General features: G+C 46.6%; 20 protein-coding genes. 18 read left to right on the top strand and 2 right to left on the bottom strand.

Annotated elements, in window-relative coordinates; all coding sequences use genetic code 11:
- The first annotated feature begins 113 nt into the window (after positions 1-113).
- The 13 genes from deoB to LQ247_RS15425 all read left to right on the top strand — a co-directional run bounded on the left by deoB (position 114) and on the right by LQ247_RS15425 (position 10,196).
- A complete protein-coding gene (gene deoB / locus LQ247_RS15485) occupies positions 114-1,298 on the top strand; it encodes a phosphopentomutase (protein ID WP_043054372.1) in 1,185 nt (394 codons plus the stop codon).
- A gap of 20 nt (positions 1,299-1,318) precedes the next feature.
- The gene (locus tag LQ247_RS15480; RefSeq protein WP_231006250.1) at positions 1,319-2,125 is read left to right on the top strand and encodes a purine-nucleoside phosphorylase; all 807 of its coding nucleotides are present in this window, start codon (positions 1,319-1,321) and stop codon (positions 2,123-2,125) included.
- A gap of 157 nt (positions 2,126-2,282) precedes the next feature.
- Positions 2,283-3,455, top strand: a complete 1,173-nt coding sequence (locus LQ247_RS15475; protein WP_020452034.1) for a D-alanyl-D-alanine carboxypeptidase family protein — start codon at positions 2,283-2,285, stop codon at positions 3,453-3,455.
- A gap of 93 nt (positions 3,456-3,548) precedes the next feature.
- A complete protein-coding gene (spoIIAA, locus tag LQ247_RS15470) occupies positions 3,549-3,902 on the top strand; it encodes an anti-sigma F factor antagonist (RefSeq protein WP_020452033.1) in 354 nt (117 codons plus the stop codon).
- The gene (gene spoIIAB, locus LQ247_RS15465) at positions 3,899-4,339 is read left to right on the top strand and encodes an anti-sigma F factor (RefSeq protein ID WP_020452032.1); all 441 of its coding nucleotides are present in this window, start codon (positions 3,899-3,901) and stop codon (positions 4,337-4,339) included. Before spoIIAA ends, spoIIAB begins: the two co-directional genes overlap by 4 nt.
- A 12-nt stretch (positions 4,340-4,351) precedes the next feature.
- Positions 4,352-5,119, top strand: a complete 768-nt coding sequence (sigF, locus tag LQ247_RS15460; RefSeq protein ID WP_020452031.1) for an RNA polymerase sporulation sigma factor SigF — start codon at positions 4,352-4,354, stop codon at positions 5,117-5,119.
- A gap of 153 nt (positions 5,120-5,272) precedes the next feature.
- Positions 5,273-5,893: a stage V sporulation protein AA gene (locus LQ247_RS15455; protein WP_020452030.1), complete on the top strand. Its 621-nt coding sequence runs from the start codon at positions 5,273-5,275 to the stop codon at positions 5,891-5,893.
- The gene (locus tag LQ247_RS15450) at positions 5,883-6,308 is read left to right on the top strand and encodes a stage V sporulation protein AB (protein WP_231006226.1); all 426 of its coding nucleotides are present in this window, start codon (positions 5,883-5,885) and stop codon (positions 6,306-6,308) included. Before LQ247_RS15455 ends, LQ247_RS15450 begins: the two co-directional genes overlap by 11 nt.
- A gap of 13 nt (positions 6,309-6,321) precedes the next feature.
- Positions 6,322-6,771 (top strand): stage V sporulation protein AC, encoded by a 450-nt coding sequence (gene spoVAC, locus LQ247_RS15445; protein WP_020452028.1) that lies wholly within the window; start codon positions 6,322-6,324, stop codon positions 6,769-6,771.
- Between the two features lie 12 nt (positions 6,772-6,783).
- On the top strand, positions 6,784-7,803 hold the full coding sequence (gene spoVAD, locus LQ247_RS15440; RefSeq protein WP_043054371.1) for a stage V sporulation protein AD: 1,020 nt from the start codon (positions 6,784-6,786) through the stop codon (positions 7,801-7,803).
- A 1-nt stretch (position 7,804) separates the two neighbouring features.
- Complete coding sequence (spoVAE, locus tag LQ247_RS15435) at positions 7,805-8,155, top strand: stage V sporulation protein AE (protein ID WP_020452026.1); 351 nt, start codon at positions 7,805-7,807, stop codon at positions 8,153-8,155.
- 6 nt (positions 8,156-8,161) lie between these two features.
- Entirely contained in the window at positions 8,162-8,764 is a 603-nt protein-coding gene (locus LQ247_RS15430) for a stage V sporulation protein AE (protein ID WP_020452025.1), read from the top strand.
- Positions 8,724-10,196 carry a spore germination protein gene (locus LQ247_RS15425; protein ID WP_035338481.1) on the top strand — a complete coding sequence of 491 codons (1,473 nt, stop codon included), beginning with the start codon at positions 8,724-8,726 and terminating at the stop codon, positions 10,194-10,196. The genes LQ247_RS15430 and LQ247_RS15425 overlap by 41 nt, the downstream gene beginning before the upstream one ends.
- Before the next feature lie 44 nt (positions 10,197-10,240).
- Here the strand turns inward: LQ247_RS15425 and LQ247_RS15420 are convergent, their stop codons facing one another.
- Complete coding sequence (locus tag LQ247_RS15420; protein ID WP_023857499.1) at positions 10,241-10,570, bottom strand: hypothetical protein; 330 nt, start codon at positions 10,568-10,570, stop codon at positions 10,241-10,243.
- A 365-nt stretch (positions 10,571-10,935) separates the two neighbouring features.
- Here LQ247_RS15420 and lysA point away from each other — a divergent pair, with 365 nt between their 5' ends.
- The gene (gene lysA / locus LQ247_RS15415) at positions 10,936-12,255 is read left to right on the top strand and encodes a diaminopimelate decarboxylase (RefSeq protein ID WP_020452022.1); all 1,320 of its coding nucleotides are present in this window, start codon (positions 10,936-10,938) and stop codon (positions 12,253-12,255) included.
- 258 nt (positions 12,256-12,513) lie between these two features.
- Entirely contained in the window at positions 12,514-13,374 is an 861-nt protein-coding gene (locus LQ247_RS15410; protein WP_023857497.1) for a poly-gamma-glutamate hydrolase family protein, read from the top strand.
- Here LQ247_RS15410 and LQ247_RS15405 read toward each other — a convergent pair.
- The gene (locus tag LQ247_RS15405) at positions 13,371-14,267 is read right to left on the bottom strand and encodes a DUF1002 domain-containing protein (protein ID WP_020452020.1); all 897 of its coding nucleotides are present in this window, start codon (positions 14,265-14,267) and stop codon (positions 13,371-13,373) included. The genes LQ247_RS15410 and LQ247_RS15405 overlap by 4 nt on opposite strands.
- Before the next feature lie 337 nt (positions 14,268-14,604).
- Between LQ247_RS15405 and LQ247_RS15400 the strand changes: the two genes are divergently transcribed.
- The 3 genes from LQ247_RS15400 (at position 14,605) to LQ247_RS15390 (ending at position 16,661) form a co-directional block, all read left to right on the top strand.
- Entirely contained in the window at positions 14,605-15,042 is a 438-nt protein-coding gene (locus LQ247_RS15400; protein ID WP_020452019.1) for a peptidylprolyl isomerase, read from the top strand.
- Between the two features lie 229 nt (positions 15,043-15,271).
- Complete coding sequence (locus tag LQ247_RS15395; protein WP_146874500.1) at positions 15,272-16,402, top strand: Rap family tetratricopeptide repeat protein; 1,131 nt, start codon at positions 15,272-15,274, stop codon at positions 16,400-16,402.
- Positions 16,392-16,661, top strand: a complete 270-nt coding sequence (locus tag LQ247_RS15390; RefSeq protein ID WP_023857494.1) for a hypothetical protein — start codon at positions 16,392-16,394, stop codon at positions 16,659-16,661. The genes LQ247_RS15395 and LQ247_RS15390 overlap by 11 nt, the downstream gene beginning before the upstream one ends.
- Positions 16,662-16,830 lie beyond the last annotated feature (169 nt).

Below are 16,830 nucleotides of genomic sequence, written 5' to 3'. Positions count from 1 at the left end.
TATTGTCAACTGTTGTGTAAACGGTTTATACTTGGCTAATAGCGGTATTTTGGTTTTTTTATGCCAAGCGTGACAGCCTACAGCTGACAGAAAGAAAAAAAGGAGGCCGACAAATGCCTGCATTTGATTACAACCGCGTATTTTTAATTGTGATGGATTCCGTTGGAATCGGCGAGGCGCCTGATGCCGATCAATTTAATGACAAAGGCGCAGATACATTGGGCCATATTGCCGAACACATGGGAGGCATCCGCCTGCCGAACATGTCGAAGCTCGGACTCAGCAACATCCGAGAAATCAAAGGTGTCGAAAAGGCAGAAGAGCCGCTTGCCTATTACGGCAAAATGAAAGAAGCCTCAAACGGAAAAGATACGATGACTGGTCATTGGGAGATAATGGGACTTTACATAGACAAACCTTTCCAGGTGTTTCCCGAAGGTTTTCCGGACGAATTGATCCATGAACTTGAACAGAAGTCCGGAAGAAAAGTGATTGGAAACAAACCTGCATCAGGCACTGCGATTTTGGATGAGCTCGGTGCGGAGCATATGGAAACCGGCGCGCTGATCGTCTACACCTCAGCGGACTCCGTTCTGCAGATTGCCGCACACGAAGAAGTCGTGCCTCTCGAGGAATTGTACAAAATCTGCGAGATCGCGCGCGAGCTTACGCTTGACGAGAAATATATGGTCGGACGCGTCATTGCGAGGCCGTTTGTCGGCAAGCCGGGCGAATTTAAACGGACGCCGAACCGGCATGATTATGCGCTGAAGCCGTTTGACAGAACCGTAATGAATGAATTGAAAGATGACAGCTTTGATGTGATTGCGATCGGCAAAATCTCCGATATCTACGACGGCGAGGGCATTACGGAATCGCTTAGAACGAAATCGAATATGGACGGGATGGATAAGCTGGTGCAAACGCTTGACAAAGATTTTACAGGGATCAGCTTTGTAAACCTCGTGGACTTTGACGCGCTGTTCGGGCACCGCCGCGATCCTGAAGGTTACGGAAAAGCGCTCGAGGAATTCGACGCGCGCCTTCCCGAAGTATTTGAAAAGATGCGTGAAGACGATCTGCTCATCATTACCGCCGACCACGGCAATGATCCGGTTCACCATGGCACAGACCATACAAGGGAGTACGTGCCGCTTCTTGTATACAGCAAAAAGCACGAAAAGCCCGGTGCGCTTCCGCTCGCAGATACATTCGCGGACATCGGCGCGACGATTGCCGACAACTTTAAAACGAATATGCCAAAGTACGGAAAAAGCTTTTTATCCCTGCTGAAATAGGAGGAAACGACGTGAAACAGATGATTGCAAATGCCGCAGACTATATTAAAAGCAAAACAGAAATCAAACCGGCGGTCGGCCTGATTTTGGGATCGGGCCTTGGCGTGCTTGCTGATGAGATAAAAGACGCCGTTCGCATTAAATATGAAGACATCCCGGATTTTCCTGTTTCCACTGTTGAAGGGCATGCCGGACAGCTTGTCATCGGCAGACTTGAAAAAGTGCAAGTCGTCGCGATGCAAGGGCGTTTTCATTTTTACGAAGGATATTCAATGGACAAGGTAACCTTCCCGGTACGTGTCATGAAAGAACTCGGGATCGAGACTTTAATTGTGACCAATGCCGCAGGCGGCGTCAATGAATCGTTCCGTCCCGGCGATTTGATGATCATATCCGATCATATCAATTATATGGGAACGAATCCGCTGATCGGGCCGAACGATTCCTCGCTGGGTGTCAGATTCCCTGACATGTCATCCGCATATGATAAGGAACTGCGCCTCTTGGCGAAAAAAACAGCCGAAGAATTGAACATCAGTGTACAAGAAGGGGTTTACACAGCCGTCACAGGACCTACATACGAAACGCCTGCCGAAGTGCGCTTCCTCAGAACGATCGGATCGGATGCTGTCGGCATGTCGACGGTTCCGGAAGTCATCGTTGCAAAACATGCGGGCCTTCGCGTGCTCGGCATTTCGTGTATATCAAACGCGGCAGCCGGAATCCTCGATCAGCCGCTCTCCCATGACGAAGTGATCGAAGTCACCGAAAAAGTAAAAGCCGACTTTTTGCGGTTTGTTAAAGCGGCCGTCGCCAAAATCGGCTAAAACCGCCGCGAAGTTGAAATGTGAGCCAATGCAAGTTCAAATAAGAACCTGCATTGGCTCTTTCTTTTTGCCTGATGAGAAATTTTTTCCAATCAATCCGTATAAATCCAACTGGATTGGAAAAAATAGAGAGGATTACGAAATGGAGGTCTGGGTGATGAAACGTCATTTATCCAAATTGCTGATTTTTACGATAATCCTGATGACTGCGCCGCCGGCGTTTGCAAAAGAGAGCGAAAAGAAACCGTCGGAGCTTGCTGATGACGCAAAATCTGCCGTTTTAATCGAGCGGGATACCGGTAAGGTGATGTATGACAAGAACAGCCGTGAAAAGCTTCCCCCGGCCAGCATGACAAAAGTGATGACCATGCTGTTGATCATGGAAGCTCTTGATGAAGGCAAGATCAAAATGAAAGACAAAGTCAGAACAAGCGAGTATGCCGCTTCAATGGGGGGATCGCAAATTTTCCTTGAGCCCGGCGAAGAAATGACGGTTGAAGATATGCTGAAAGGGATCGCCATCGGATCGGGTAATGATGCCTCTGTGGCAATGGCAGAGCATATTGCCGGATCTGAAGAGGAATTTGTCAAAAGAATGAATGAAAAAGCCGCTGAGCTCGGCCTCAAGGATACATCTTTTCAAAATACGACAGGTCTGCCTGAAGAAGGCCATTACAGCACAGCCTATGACATGGCACTCATGGCGAAAGAGCTTTTAAAATATGAAAACATCACGAAATTTACGGGAACATATGAAGACTATCTGAGAGAAAACAGTGATAAAAAATTCTGGCTCGTCAACACAAACCGCCTCATCAAATTTTATCCCGGCGTTGACGGAGTCAAGACCGGCTTTACAAATGAAGCAAAGTACTGCCTGACAGCTTCAGCGAAAAAAGGAAACATGCGCGTCATCGCTGTCGTTTTTGGTGCCAGTACGCCAAAAGAACGAAATGCCCAAATCACAAAAATGCTTGATTTTGCATTCAGCCAATATGAAACGCATCCGATGTATAAACGCAATGAAATCATTTCCGATTTGAAGGTCAATAAAGGCCATGAGCAAAAAATAAACCTTGTCACATCGGAACCGATTTCCCTTTTGACGAAAAAAGGCGAAAATATCGAAGCTGTTAAAAAAGAAATCAAACAGAAGGAAGATATCCAGGCCCCTGTCAAAAAAGGCACAGAGCTTGGGACGCTCGTATTGAAAAAGGACGGAAAGGTTCTCGCTGAAAGCCCTCTTGTCGCGGAAAAAGACATGGATAAAGCAGGGATGTGGACGATGTTCAAGCGGACGATGACCCACTGGACGAAGTGGAGTGAATAATGCCGAACGGTCACTAGTTTTGTCACGGTGAAGGAATTTATAAAGTCTGAAGCGAAACACTCATTATCCGATTTAAACCAAGGAGGAATGAGGATGAGCCTCGGAATCGATATTCACGTCAAAGAATCCGTACTATGCATTCGGTTGACAGGTGAACTCGATCACCATACAGCAGAAACCTTGAGAAAACAAGTCAGTGACCATCTGGAACAATCCGGCATTCGCCATATTGTCATGAATCTTGCAGACCTTTCGTTTATGGACAGTTCAGGACTTGGCGTCGTGCTCGGCAGATATAAGGAGATTAAACAGCTCGGCGGAGAAATGATCGTCTGCGCCATTTCTCCTGCTGTCAAACGTTTATTTGATATGTCCGGGCTGTTTAAAATCATTCGCCTTGAGCAATCAGAGCAGCGTGCACTTGAAACGTTGGGGGTGGCGTCATGAAAAATGAAATGAATATCCAGTTCACGGCACTCAGCCAAAACGAATCGTTTGCACGGGTGACAGTCGCTGCTTTTATCGCTCAGCTCGACCCGACGATGGATGAACTGACCGAAATTAAAACGGTCGTATCCGAAGCGGTCACAAACGCGATCATACACGGTTATGAAAACTCAGGGCAGGGAGACGTATACATTTCCGTCACCCTTCATGATCATATCGTCTACTTAACGATTCGTGACGAAGGAGTCGGCATCCCTGATCTTGAGGAAGCGCGCCAGCCCCTGTTCACGACAAAGCCTGAACTCGAGCGGTCGGGAATGGGCTTTACGATCATGGAAAATTTCATGGATGATATCTCGATCGACTCCTCACCTGAGATGGGAACCACAATACACTTAACAAAGCACTTATCAAAAAGCAAAGCGCTTTGCAATTAAGGGAGATTTGTTATGGATGTGGAGGTTAAAAAAGAAAACCAGAACACTCAGCTTAAAGACCATGAAGTGAAAGAACTGATTAAAAACAGCCAGAACGGCGATCAAAAAGCAAGGGACCTCCTCATAGAAAAAAACATGCGTCTTGTTTGGTCAGTCGTTCAGCGTTTTTTGAACAGAGGCTATGAGCCTGATGACCTCTTTCAAATCGGCTGCATCGGCCTCTTGAAGTCGGTGGACAAATTCGATCTTTCCTATGACGTTCGGTTTTCCACCTACGCCGTCCCGATGATTATTGGCGAGATTCAGCGGTTTATCAGAGATGACGGAACCGTCAAAGTGAGCCGCTCGCTGAAAGAACTCGGCAACAAAATCCGGCGGGCAAAAGACGAGCTTTCCAAGTCAAACGGCCGGATTCCGACCGTTCAGGAAATCGCCGATTATCTCGAAATCAGTTCGGAAGAGGTCGTGATGGCCCAGGAAGCGGTCCGCTCTCCCTCATCCATTCATGAAACGGTTTACGAAAACGACGGAGACCCGATTACACTTCTGGATCAAATCGCCGATCAGTCGGAAGAGAAGTGGTTCGATAAAATCGCTTTGAAGGAAGCCATCAAGGATTTGGATGAACGGGAAAAGCTGATTGTTTATTTAAGGTATTACAAAGACAAGACGCAATCTGAAGTTGCCGACCGCCTCGGCATATCCCAGGTGCAAGTGTCGAGGCTTGAAAAAAAGATTTTAAAGCAAATCAAAAACCAGATGGATCAATTTGAAAGCTGAGGCTGCTCGGATGTCTAATGAAAACCCGGAACGCTCCAAAAAAGAGCGTTCCGGGTTTTTTTGTGGTAATTTATGGTCTTTTGCCGCTTGCTGAATGATAAATGGGATGTACTTCATACTACAACTATAACCATCATATAGGAAGTGACCCAGATGGAACGTCAAGTTTTTATCAGACTCCGCCACCGGCTTGAGGCCGATCCCGATGAATTGATTCTGCTCGGCCATATCGCACAGGTAGCGGGCGACCGCCGATACAAAGAAAAGCTTGAACGGCTGCCTATTTATCAGGTCAGCAAAGCGGATCAAAGCATGGTGGTGTTGGACGTGATGAAGGTGATCGAAGCTGTACATAAATCGTTTCCTGACCTTGACGTCCAAACCGTCGGCGGTTCTGAAACCATCGTGGAGATCCAATATCCGAAAAGGGGGCTGTCTCCCGTACTGTTCGTCGGCGTCTGGCTGCTCCTGTTCGTCGGTGCCGGCCTTGCTGTCATGAACTTTCATGAAGATGTCAGCATGAGGGACGTACACATCTTGCTTTACGAAATGGTGACGGGCAAGGAGAACCGCTATCCATACCTTTTGCAGATTCCGTACAGCATCGGTCTCGGTCTCGGCATGATTTTGTTTTTTAATCATTTATTTAAAAAACGGTTTAACGAGGAGCCGAGTCCTCTGGAGGTCGAGATGTTTAAATATCAGCTTGATTTGGACCATTATGTGGCCTTGCACGAAAACAAAGAAACGACAAAGGATATTCATGATCATTAGCGTGATCTTTATCATCTTTCTCGGACTCGCAGGAGGGATTGCGGTTGGATCTGGATTTGTCGCTTTTCTTACCGTGCTTGGCATTATCCCGAGACTGACTCAGCTGACGAAAACGCAAGGGTTTATCCAGGCGTATGAATGGGCTGTCATTATGGGCGCGGTGTTCGGAGGATGGGAATCGCTGAACATGTCCCGCTTTTTTTTATCCAAATGGCTGCTTGTTCCGATCGGCCTTTTTGCGGGCGTTTTCATCGGAATGCTTGCAGCGGCGCTGACAGAAGTGTTGAACGTGCTTCCGATACTGGCGAAACGCATCGGTATGGGGGACAGGATTTTGATTCTTTTAATGGCCATTGTGTTCGGGAAGATCCTTGGCTCGATGTTTCAATGGCTCATTTTTGTTCATTTGTCATAAAAGGAGGAATATGATGTCAAGTTTGAAAGATAATTACCAATCGAAAGTCAAAGCTTATCAGCCTACGCCGCCTTATGTCCTGAACTGTATCAAGGCTTTTCTTGTCGGCGGTCTGATCTGTACGATCGGCCAGGCTCTCCAGAATTTTTATATGGCCGTATTCCACTTTGATGAAAAAACAGCTGGAAACCCGACGGTTGCTACGCTCATCTTAATCTCCGCTCTGTTAACAGGCCTTGGCGTCTACGACAGAATCGGCCAGTTTGCCGGTGCTGGTTCCGCCGTTCCGGTTACAGGGTTTGCCAACAGTATGACGAGTGCAGCCCTTGAGCATAAAAGTGAAGGCTATGTCCTCGGCGTGGGGACAAACATGTTCAAGCTTGCCGGAAACGTCATCGTGTTCGGCGTTGTGGCCGCTTATATTGTGGGAATGATCCGCTTTGCCTTTGACAAGTTGTTTTAGGAGGAAAACATCATGAAATTAACAGGAAAACAAACATGGGAGTTCGAGAACCCGCTGTTTGTTAACTCAAGCGGAACAGCGGTCGGACCTAAAGAAAAAGAAGGTCCGCTTGGACACTTATTCGACAAAACCTATGATGAAATGCACTGCAACCAGAAAAACTGGGAGATGGCAGAGCGCAAGCTGATGGAGGATGCGGTTCAGACCGCGTTATCAAAACAAAATCTTAAAAAGGAAGACATCGATATCTTTTTGGCAGGCGATCTGCTCAACCAAAACGTGACAGCCAACTATGTGGCGAGGCATTTGAAAATTCCTTTTCTTTGCTTATTTGGAGCATGCTCGACATCAATGGAATCGATCGCGATCAGTTCGGCATTGATTGACGGAGGGTTCGCAAAGCGTGCCCTAGCGGCAACCAGCAGTCATAATGCTACTGCTGAAAGGCAGTTTCGCTACCCGACGGAATACGGCGGCCAAAAGCCGGGAACCGCTACATCCACAGTGACCGGAAGCGGAGCAGTCGTCCTCAGTCAGCAGCCCGGCGGCATCAAAATCAGCAGTGCAACCGTCGGAAGAGTTATCGACTTGGGGATTACCGATTCGCAGGATATGGGGTCGGCGATGGCCCCCGCTGCGGCGGATACGATCAAGCAGCATTTAGAGGATCTGGGACGCACCCCTGATGATTACGATCTGATTTTAACCGGCGACCTTTCAGGTGTCGGCAGCCCGATTTTAAAGGATTTGTTAAAAGAGGAAGGAATCAATGTCGGGACAAAACATAATGACTGCGGACTGATGATCTATACACCTGACCAGCAGGTTTTTGCAGGCGGAAGCGGATGTGCTTGTTCCGCTGTCGTCACCTTTGGCCACATTTTTAAAGAAATTGAAGCGGGAAGGCTGAACAGAGTGCTTGTTGTAGCGACAGGCGCCCTTTTAAGCCCGACGATCGTCCAGCAAAAAGAATCGATACCATGCATTGCCCATGGCGTCGTATTTGAACGGGCCGAAGGGGGGAACACTTAAGATGGAATATGTCATTGCTTTTATTGCAGGAGGATTGATTTGCGTCATCGGCCAGCTTTTGCTTGATATCTTTAAAATGACGCCGGCTCATGTCATGTCAACTTTTGTCGTATCAGGAGCGATCCTTGACGGTTTCGGCCTTTACGACCGTTTTATCGAATTTGCCGGTGCCGGGGCTACAGTCCCGATTGTCAGCTTCGGCCATTCTCTTTTGCACGGCGCGATGCACCAGGCTGAGGAACATGGCTTTATCGGAATCGGCATGGGGATATTCGAACTGACATCTGCCGGTGTATCTGCCGCTATCTTGTTTGCTTTTCTTGTTGCCGTGATTTTTAAACCGAAAGGATAAAGGATAATGCCAGCAAAACGCAAGGTCATTTTGGTCACAGACGGCGATATATACGCTGCAAAAGCAATCGAATATGCGGCAAGAAAAACGGGCGGCCGCTGTATTTCCCAATCGGCGGGGAATCCAAGCATTAAAACGGGACCGGAGCTTGTATCCATGATCCTAGAAACCCCTCATGATCCTGTATTCGTCATGTTTGATGATTCCGGACTTCAAGGTGAAGGACCGGGAGAGACAGCGATGAAATATGTAGCGATGCATGCCGATATCGAGGTGCTCGGGGTCATCGCCGTCGCTTCAAAAACTCATTATGCAGAGTGGACAAGGATCGATGTATCAATCGATGCGGAAGGTGAACTGACGGAATTCGGCGTCGATAAACACGGGGTCAAAGAGCTCGATGTCAAACGAATGAACGGTGACACGGTCTATTGCCTTGATCAGCTGGATGTTCCGATCATCGTCGGAATCGGTGATATCGGTAAAATGAACAGAAAAGACGATGTGGAAAAAGGGTCGCCGATTACAATGAAAGCGGTCGAGCTCATTTTAGAAAGGAGCGGGTATCATGAGTGCTCAAAAGCAAGAGAAGACGAACGTATTCCTTGATCCTTCTAAGAATGAAGCGTATTTCAAGAAGCGGGTCGGCATGGGAGAAAGCTTTGACCTTGGCGTACGCAAGGTCTTTATCCTCGGCCATGAAGTTCAGCTTTATTATGTCAACGGGTTGTGCGACACCCAATACATCATTCACCTGTTAAGGGAACTGGTGCATCTCAATGATAAAGAAAAAGAGTCGGGCGAGGTCGAAGACATTGTCGAAAACAGGCTTTTGAACCAGCAGGTTTCAAAAGCAGAAACGCTTGATGAAGCGGTGGACCAAGTGCTGTCGGGACTGGTTGCCATCATCGTCGAAGATGCGGGATTTGCATTTATCATTGATGTCAGAAGCTATCCGGGCAGAACGCCGGAAGAGCCTGATACAGAAAAAGTCGTACGCGGTGCAAGAGACGGGCTCGTCGAGAACATCATCGTCAACACAGCCCTGATCAGACGCCGGATCAGAGATGAACGCCTGCGCTATAAAATGCTTCATATCGGTGAACGCTCCAAAACAGACATCTGCCTTTGCTATTTGGAAGATGTTGCAGATCCCGATCTTGTTGAAGTATTAAAAAAAGAAATTGAAAATGTGAAGATCGACGGACTGCCGATGTCGGATAAATCGGTAGAGGAATTCATTGTCGGCCAAGGCTTCAATCCGTTTCCGCTTGTCAGGTTTACGGAAAGGGCAGACGTAGCCGCAAGCCATATTTTAGAGGGGCATGTCATCGTGATCGTCGATACGTCGCCAAGCGTCATCATTACGCCGACGACTTTGTTTCACCATGTACAGCATGCTGAGGAATACAGACAGACACCGGCTGTTGGGACGTTTTTAAGGTGGGTGCGGTTTTTCGGTATTTTGGCCTCCACCTTTTTGCTGCCGCTTTGGCTATTGTTTGTCATTCAGCCGTCGCTCTTGCCTGATAATTTATCGTTTATCGGTTTAAACAAAGACACTCATATCCCGATTATCATGCAGATTTTCCTGGCGGATCTCGGCGTCGAATTTTTAAGAATGGCCGCCATTCATACGCCGACGGCGCTTTCGACTGCAATGGGCCTGATCGCTGCCGTATTGATCGGCGATATCGCGATCAATGTCGGCTTGTTTTCTCCCGAAGTCATTTTATACGTTTCCCTCTCGGCAATCGGAGCGTACACGACACCAAGCTACGAGCTGAGTCTGGCGAATAAAATGGTGAAGCTGTTTATGCTGATATTGGTGGCGCTTTTTAAAGTGGAGGGATTTGTCATCGGATTAACGATTTTAACTATAGTGATGACTTCGATCAGATCATTGCGGACGCCTTACTTATGGCCTCTCCTCCCGTTCAACGGAAAAGCGTTTTGGCATGTTCTCGTGCGCACTTCCGTTCCCGGGGGAAAAGTCAGGCCGAGCATCGTTCATCCGCGAAACCGCTCCAGACAGCCGTGAAGACGGTATTCCAAGAGGCTTTTCCCCGGGGAAAAGCCTCTTTTTCAGTAATCGAATTCAGGTCTTTGGGTCCCGATGCCTCTGTATTCGTTCGCAGAGATCGCGACTGCCCGGAGGCTGCAGATGTTGTTCTGTCTTCTGATCGGATAGACGACATACAGCATTTCGCGGCCGGACGGGTCAAACGTTGACGAATGAAGGAAAACCTCGGTTCCTCTCCGCCAAAATCTCGTATTCGCCGGAGCTGTAATAATCTGCCCTTCATAAGGCTCGTAAATTCGCTGTTCATGATGTACAGCCGGCTGATAAGAGCCGTACACATCTTCCGGTGTATAGCCTGGAGCCGGGGTGTAGGGGTAACGGTTTGGATACATATGATAACCTCTTTCCCACTTCGTTTTTTTAGGTTTCATCTTTAAGATTATATTCAGGTAAATGCCTATTTGTATGGGCGATAATCTCGATTTTTCAGCTCTTTTTTTAACTGAATGGACGTTATGTATGCCTATTTCTATCAAGTGCTGTTTTCTGTTATTCTATAATCAATAGAATGGATTGGTTTTTTAGGGGATTATTCCCTTTGTAAATCAAGAAAATTTGGACAAATGGTGGTTTAGTTTTTAAAACGAAATGTTATAATACAACATAAGAATCGCACTATCATGAAGCCGGAAGATGCATCGGGCAGCAATCGGACCGCCCCTTGCACCTTTGTAGATAGAGAAAGAGGGAATGACAATTGTTTTTACATGGTACTAGCAGACGAAATGAAAGTGGACACCTCGAAATCGGCGGTGTCGATGTTCTATCATTGGCAGAAAGATATGGAACACCTCTTTATGTATACGATGTCGCGCTGATAAGAGAGCGCGCCCGAAAATTCCAGAAGGCATTCAGGGAAGCCGGTTTAAAAGCGCAGGTAGCGTATGCAAGCAAGGCGTTTTCAGCGGTCGCCATGATTCAGCTTGCCGAACAAGAGGGGCTGTCTCTGGATGTGGTATCGGGAGGAGAGCTTTTTACTGCGATCAAAGCAGGGTTCCCCGCTGAACGGATTCATTTTCACGGAAACAATAAGAGCCCTGAAGAACTAGCCATGGCTCTGGAGCATCAAATCGGCTGCATCGTGCTCGATAACTTTCACGAGATCGCCATTACAGAAAAGCTTTGCAAGCAATCAGGACAAACTGTAGACGTTTTGCTCAGAATCACACCGGGAGTTGAAGCGCACACGCATGATTATATTACGACGGGACAGGAAGATTCGAAATTCGGTTTTGATCTGCACAATGGGCAGGTCGAACAAGCCATCGAACAAGTCCTTCGCTCATCTGCGTTTAAGCTCCTCGGCGTGCACTGCCACATCGGTTCGCAAATTTTTGATACGGCAGGATTTGTTCTTGCGGCAGACAAGATCTTTGAAAAGCTCGCTGAATGGAGGGAGACTTACTCATTCATTCCGGAAGTGCTCAATCTCGGCGGGGGCTTCGGCATCCGCTATACAAAAGACGACGAGCCGCTCGCTGCCGATGTCTATGTTGAAAAAATCATCGAGGCGGTCAAAGCAAATGCCGAGCATTTCGGCTTTGACATCCCTGAGATTTGGATCGAACCGGGCAGGTCTCTCGTCGGAGATGCGGGAACCACGCTGTACACGACCGGTTCGCAAAAAGAGGTGCCGGGCATTCGCAAATATGTGGCTGTTGACGGCGGCATGAGCGATAATATCAGGCCGGCGCTTTATGAGGCAAAATATGAAGCGGCCGTCGCCAACAGGATGAACGATGCTTGTCATGATACCGTATCAATCGCAGGAAAATGCTGTGAAAGCGGAGATATGCTGATTTGGGATTTGGAAATCCCCGAAGTTCGTGACGGAGATGTGCTCGCCGTTTTCTGCACCGGTGCATACGGCTACAGCATGGCCAACAACTACAACCGCATTCCGCGCCCGGCCGTCGTTTTTGTCGAGGATGGAGAAGCGCAGCTCGTCATTCAGAGAGAGACGTATGAGGATATCGTCAAGCTGGATCTGCCGCTGAAATCGAAAGTAAAACAATAAAAAATGGAGATTCCCTCAAGGGGGTCTCCATTTTTTTATTCAAAAAGAATTTTTTCCCGTTTGCCGCATGAAGAATATTTCCCGGCCATCGGGCGGTGTTTTTTGCAAAAAAGATCATGACATGCATAGAACAGCGACCGGGCTGATTGTATATAATATTGGGAATTTAACAAAAATTTAACAAAGGAGATGGTAAAGGCAATGATCAAGGTGAAAAGGATGAGATTTGCTGATTTTGCGGATTTAGAGGCGGAGTAGATGAAACCGGCCAAAGTATCCCTACTCCACCGCATGCTCCAGTGCCTGAAGCAATGTGTTGATTGTAACATAGCGAAGTGTTTTACAGCAATAAACAGTTCTGTGAATATTTTATTAATTTCTGCTGTGATTTCATTCCCATATTCTGCTGCGGCTCATCCTGCAACACAGTCCGCTGATAAATATTCAAGCTTTGAAGAATTGAAGCGGAATGAAGATCCGGCGTCTTACCGAATGACGGAGAAGGACGCAAAAGTGCCGATGCTCATCATGGCGATCCATGGAGGCGGCATCGAACCCGGAACAAGTGAAATCGCCAATGAAGTGGCGAAAAATTATTCCTTGTACTTGTTTGAAGGGCTGAAATCATCAGGCAATAGGGATCTTCACATTACAAGCACCCGTTTTGACGAGCCGGCGGCGCTCGCCATCACTGCGAGTCACCAGTATGTCATGTCGCTTCACGGCTATTACAGTGAAGACCGCGCTATTAAAGTGGGCGGGACAGACCGCGTTAAAATCAGAATATTGGTTGATGAGCTGAATCGCTCGGGGTTTGCCGCTGAAATGCTGGCGACGGACGACAAGTACGCCGGAACCCATCCGAATAACATCGCCAACAAGTCGCTTTCCGGGCTGAGCATTCAGCTTGAAATGAGCACAGGATTCCGCCAATCTTTATTTGATCGGTTCACGCTAAAAGACAGGGCAGCGACGCAAAACGAAACGTTTTACCGATTTACAAAACTGCTGACCGATTTTATTCACGAAAACTATGAAGAAGACGGAGGGGACTTCCCCTCTGCAAAAATAAAACACCCCCTTCAATTGAAAAAGGAGGTGTTTTGGCGGTTGTGTTAACCGTTGGACTCTGAGGTGCCGCCGCCGGTGAATACGGAAACGATGGCATTCCACAGAGACACAAAGAAGTCGATCAGTTTTTGAAGGAAATTTTGTCCTTCTTCAGAATCCAGGAATTTCGTGATTTTATCTTTTGCTTTGTCAAGCTGGTCTCCAACCTGGTTCCAGTCGATATTAATATTTTTCATGTTATTAAATAAAGACATGAGAGATTTTTTCTGATCCTCTGTGAGCGTCACTCCCAGATCGGAAGCGGCGGAATCAATCGTTTTTTCCAATTCCTCTTTTGATTCGGGAACCCCGTTTTTCGAGATTTCTTCCTTGACTTTGGCCATCAGCGCTGATGCATTCTCACTGCCGATTTTCTCGCCAAGCTCTGAAGTGGTGACTAGCTCTTCATTCGCGACTTTTTTCACGTCTTCGGAGATCTTTTCGCCCGAAGTCGTTTCATAGGCTTTCATTAAACCGGTCAAAGCGGCTGTGCCTGATACTTCAAATGGTGCAGTGATATAGACTTTAGCGTCTTTTACACCGGCTGTCATCAGCGCGTTTAAATACATTTCATCCGTAATTCTGCTGATATTGTGTGTCTGCACTTCCAAACCGGTGCCTTTTTTCGCTACGGTAATCGAAGAAGAAGAAATCGCTCTTGTTCCGATTTGTGCTTTCGGTATATAATCCCCTAAATATTTATGCTCCTCATCATTTGTCACCTCGATGATGGTCGCATTTTCAGGCGCATTCATTTCTTTTAATACCTTTTGTCTGTCCTGGCTTGACAAGTCTTTCCCCAGCGTGACGATCACATCACCCACTGCGGCGTCAGCAAAGCTGACCTGCGGGAAAATGAGCAGACACAATGCTGTAAAGATTCCTAGTATCGATTTTTTCAAGCTCAATGCCCTCCTTAAAAATGCAGGCTTCAGGCAGAATTGCTGTACTTTTAAAGAAGCCTGCCGGAACGGAAATAATGCGTTCCGAAATATAGACGGATGAAAGATGAGAGAGGTTTCAAAGAAAAAAAGAGATCCATTTTTCTTCAAGTCAAATGCCCTCCGGGTATCGTATCACACCGCTCTTTTATCATTCATGATTTTCACAGGCGATTCAACCTTTTTTTAAAATCTTTTACAAAAGTGATGCAAGAGCGCCGTTTATTTCAGGTAGATTGGCTCTGTGCTTCTTTGATATGATATAATGACCCTTGTGAAATGAAAGGAGAGAATCAAGATGGCTAAAAAAGGATACATACAACTGACAAACGGCAAAAAAATCGAGTTTGAACTATATCCGGAAGCGGCGCCGGGAACTGTCGCCAACTTTGAAAAACTTGCAAACGAAGGGTTCTATGACGGGTTGAAGTTCCACCGCGTCATTCCGGGCTTCGTCAGCCAAGGAGGCTGCCCGCACGGCACCGGAACAGGCGGACCTGGATATACGATTAAATGCGAGACAGAAGGGAATCCGCATAAACACGAAGCCGGTTCTCTCTCAATGGCTCACGCAGGAAAAGATACTGGAGGCAGCCAATTCTTTATCGTCCATGAGCCTCAGCCGCACTTGAACGGCGTACACACTGTTTTTGGAAAAGTCACATCAGGTCTTGATGCTGTCACTTCAATGGAGCAGGGACAAGGCATGGAAAAAGTCGAAGTATTTGATGCATAATTAGAAAGCGAAGAAACAGCCCGCTAAGCCGGGCTGTTTTTTTGTCTGAAACGGTGTTCATTTTCCAGATGCAATAGGACCAGGGACCGATTCTTCGACCGCGTTTTGCTAGGAAATGATGATCCTAATAAATAAAATAATTGTGAAAAAATGACCCTTTATGTAAAATATATTCAAGTGAAGAGCTAGAAAGAGAACGCAATCTGTATAAAAGGAAGGGGCGTAAGGGGTGAGCGTAAAAATCCCATCGACTGCAGTCGGCGTAAAAATTAATGACTGGTATAACGCGATACGCAAATTCAATGTTACGGACGCCGAAATGCTGAAGGCAGAAATTGAGCGCGAAATTTCTCAAATGGAAGAAGATCAAGACTTATTATTGTATTACGCCTTAATGGAATTCAGACACAGAATCATGCTTGATTACGTAAAACCATTGGAAGAAGGCGAAACCCCGCCTGACTTTTCTGAAATATTAAAAGATATCGAAGATGAACAAGGAAAGCTGACAGGCCTGCTTGAATATTATTTCAATTTTTTTAGAGGGATGTATGAATATAAAAACCATGATTATATTAAAGCGATCTCTTTTTACAGGCGCGCCGAAAAAAAGCTGCTGCATGTCGAGGACGAAATAGAGAGAGCCGAGTTTCATTTTAAAATGGCTGAAGTGTTTTATCATATGAAACAGAGCCACGTGTCGATGAATTATGCGCTTCAAGCGATTGAAACCTACCAGGCGCATGAAACTTACACGGTTCGGAGAATCCAATGCGAGTTCGTCATCGCAGGCAACTATGACGATCTGGATTCGAATGAAAAAGCGCTTTCGCATCTTGAAAAGGCGCTGAAGCTTTCACAGGAGAAAGGCCAGCTCATATTGGAAGGACACACCTATTACAATTTGGGTAACTGCTATTATAAGATGGGGGATTTTAATCGGGCGGCTGAATACTTTAACAGAGCTGCTGCGATTTATCAAGAAGAGTCATCAGATATTCTCCCAAAAGCGTTTTTTAGTCTTGCACATGCATATTTCAAGCTGAAGCAGCTGGAACAGGCGGATAACGCGTTAAACAAAGGGATTGACATCGCCCGGCGATCAGACGATTCGATCTATCTATCAAAATTTCATTTTTTGAAAGCCTTGTATCTTGATGATGACGGAAGAGCTCAAATGCTGGAAACTTTTAAGCTGCTCGGGTCAAAAAAGATGTATCCCGATATTGAGGACTTGGCATTGGAAGCTGCTGAATACTATAATGAAATTGGGCGCTTGAGCGACTCTGTTTATTTCTATCAAACGGTATTCAGTGCTCGAAAACAAATGAAAAAAGGGGACTGGTCGTATGAAATCTAAACTGTTGTTAACCGCCGCTGCTTCAGTAGCAGGACTTTCTCTGGCAAGTGCTGTGCTGATGACGCAAACAGATGGTATGAAAGTCGCCGAGAGAAATGTAACGTCCGCACCGACGCAAATCGCCGAGAGAAACGTAACGTCCACACCGGTGCAAATCGCTGAGAGAAATGTAACATCCGCACCGGTACATGTTGCTGAGAGAAACGTAACATCTGCCAAAACGTCACCAATTCATATCGGAGAACGAAATGTAACATAATATTCCGTCAAAGGGCAGTGCTCGCTTATATGAGCACTGCCTTTTTTATGTCCGATAAAAAGAGGATAGGTGTGAAATAACACGTAAAAAGTCCCCTTTAGGGGATGTTTTTTGTTTATTTTTTGAAACAAAATGCAAATAAGGACGTATATCCTTGGAAGGAATGCTA

It is taken from the genome of Bacillus sp. BS3(2021), from assembly GCF_021043345.1.
Taxonomy (GTDB): domain Bacteria; phylum Bacillota; class Bacilli; order Bacillales; family Bacillaceae; genus Bacillus; species Bacillus paralicheniformis.
The sequence above is the reverse complement of the archived record's forward strand: the minus strand, read 5'-3'. Positions and strand labels throughout refer to the sequence as shown.

What these genes read in the sequence shown, in the direction of transcription:
- LQ247_RS15450 (WP_231006226.1), top strand. Translation starts at nt 5,883, where the DNA reads ATGATCATTAGCGTGATCTTTATCATCTTTCTCGGACTCGCAGGAGGG.
- spoVAD (WP_043054371.1), top strand. Translation starts at nt 6,784, where the DNA reads ATGAAATTAACAGGAAAACAAACATGGGAGTTCGAGAACCCGCTGTTT.
- spoIIAA (WP_020452033.1), top strand. Translation starts at nt 3,549, where the DNA reads ATGAGCCTCGGAATCGATATTCACGTCAAAGAATCCGTACTATGCATT.
- LQ247_RS15400 (WP_020452019.1), top strand. Translation starts at nt 14,605, where the DNA reads ATGGCTAAAAAAGGATACATACAACTGACAAACGGCAAAAAAATCGAG.
- LQ247_RS15455 (WP_020452030.1), top strand. Translation starts at nt 5,273, where the DNA reads ATGGAACGTCAAGTTTTTATCAGACTCCGCCACCGGCTTGAGGCCGAT.
- spoVAE (WP_020452026.1), top strand. Translation starts at nt 7,805, where the DNA reads ATGGAATATGTCATTGCTTTTATTGCAGGAGGATTGATTTGCGTCATC.
- LQ247_RS15480 (WP_231006250.1), top strand. Translation starts at nt 1,319, where the DNA reads ATGATTGCAAATGCCGCAGACTATATTAAAAGCAAAACAGAAATCAAA.
- LQ247_RS15410 (WP_023857497.1), top strand. Translation starts at nt 12,514, where the DNA reads ATGAAACCGGCCAAAGTATCCCTACTCCACCGCATGCTCCAGTGCCTG.
- sigF (WP_020452031.1), top strand. Translation starts at nt 4,352, where the DNA reads ATGGATGTGGAGGTTAAAAAAGAAAACCAGAACACTCAGCTTAAAGAC.
- deoB (WP_043054372.1), top strand. Translation starts at nt 114, where the DNA reads ATGCCTGCATTTGATTACAACCGCGTATTTTTAATTGTGATGGATTCC.
- LQ247_RS15390 (WP_023857494.1), top strand. Translation starts at nt 16,392, where the DNA reads ATGAAATCTAAACTGTTGTTAACCGCCGCTGCTTCAGTAGCAGGACTT.
- spoIIAB (WP_020452032.1), top strand. Translation starts at nt 3,899, where the DNA reads ATGAAAAATGAAATGAATATCCAGTTCACGGCACTCAGCCAAAACGAA.
- LQ247_RS15430 (WP_020452025.1), top strand. Translation starts at nt 8,162, where the DNA reads ATGCCAGCAAAACGCAAGGTCATTTTGGTCACAGACGGCGATATATAC.
- LQ247_RS15475 (WP_020452034.1), top strand. Translation starts at nt 2,283, where the DNA reads ATGAAACGTCATTTATCCAAATTGCTGATTTTTACGATAATCCTGATG.
- LQ247_RS15425 (WP_035338481.1), top strand. Translation starts at nt 8,724, where the DNA reads ATGAGTGCTCAAAAGCAAGAGAAGACGAACGTATTCCTTGATCCTTCT.
- LQ247_RS15420 (WP_023857499.1), bottom strand. Translation starts at nt 10,570, where the DNA reads ATGTATCCAAACCGTTACCCCTACACCCCGGCTCCAGGCTATACACCG.
- spoVAC (WP_020452028.1), top strand. Translation starts at nt 6,322, where the DNA reads ATGTCAAGTTTGAAAGATAATTACCAATCGAAAGTCAAAGCTTATCAG.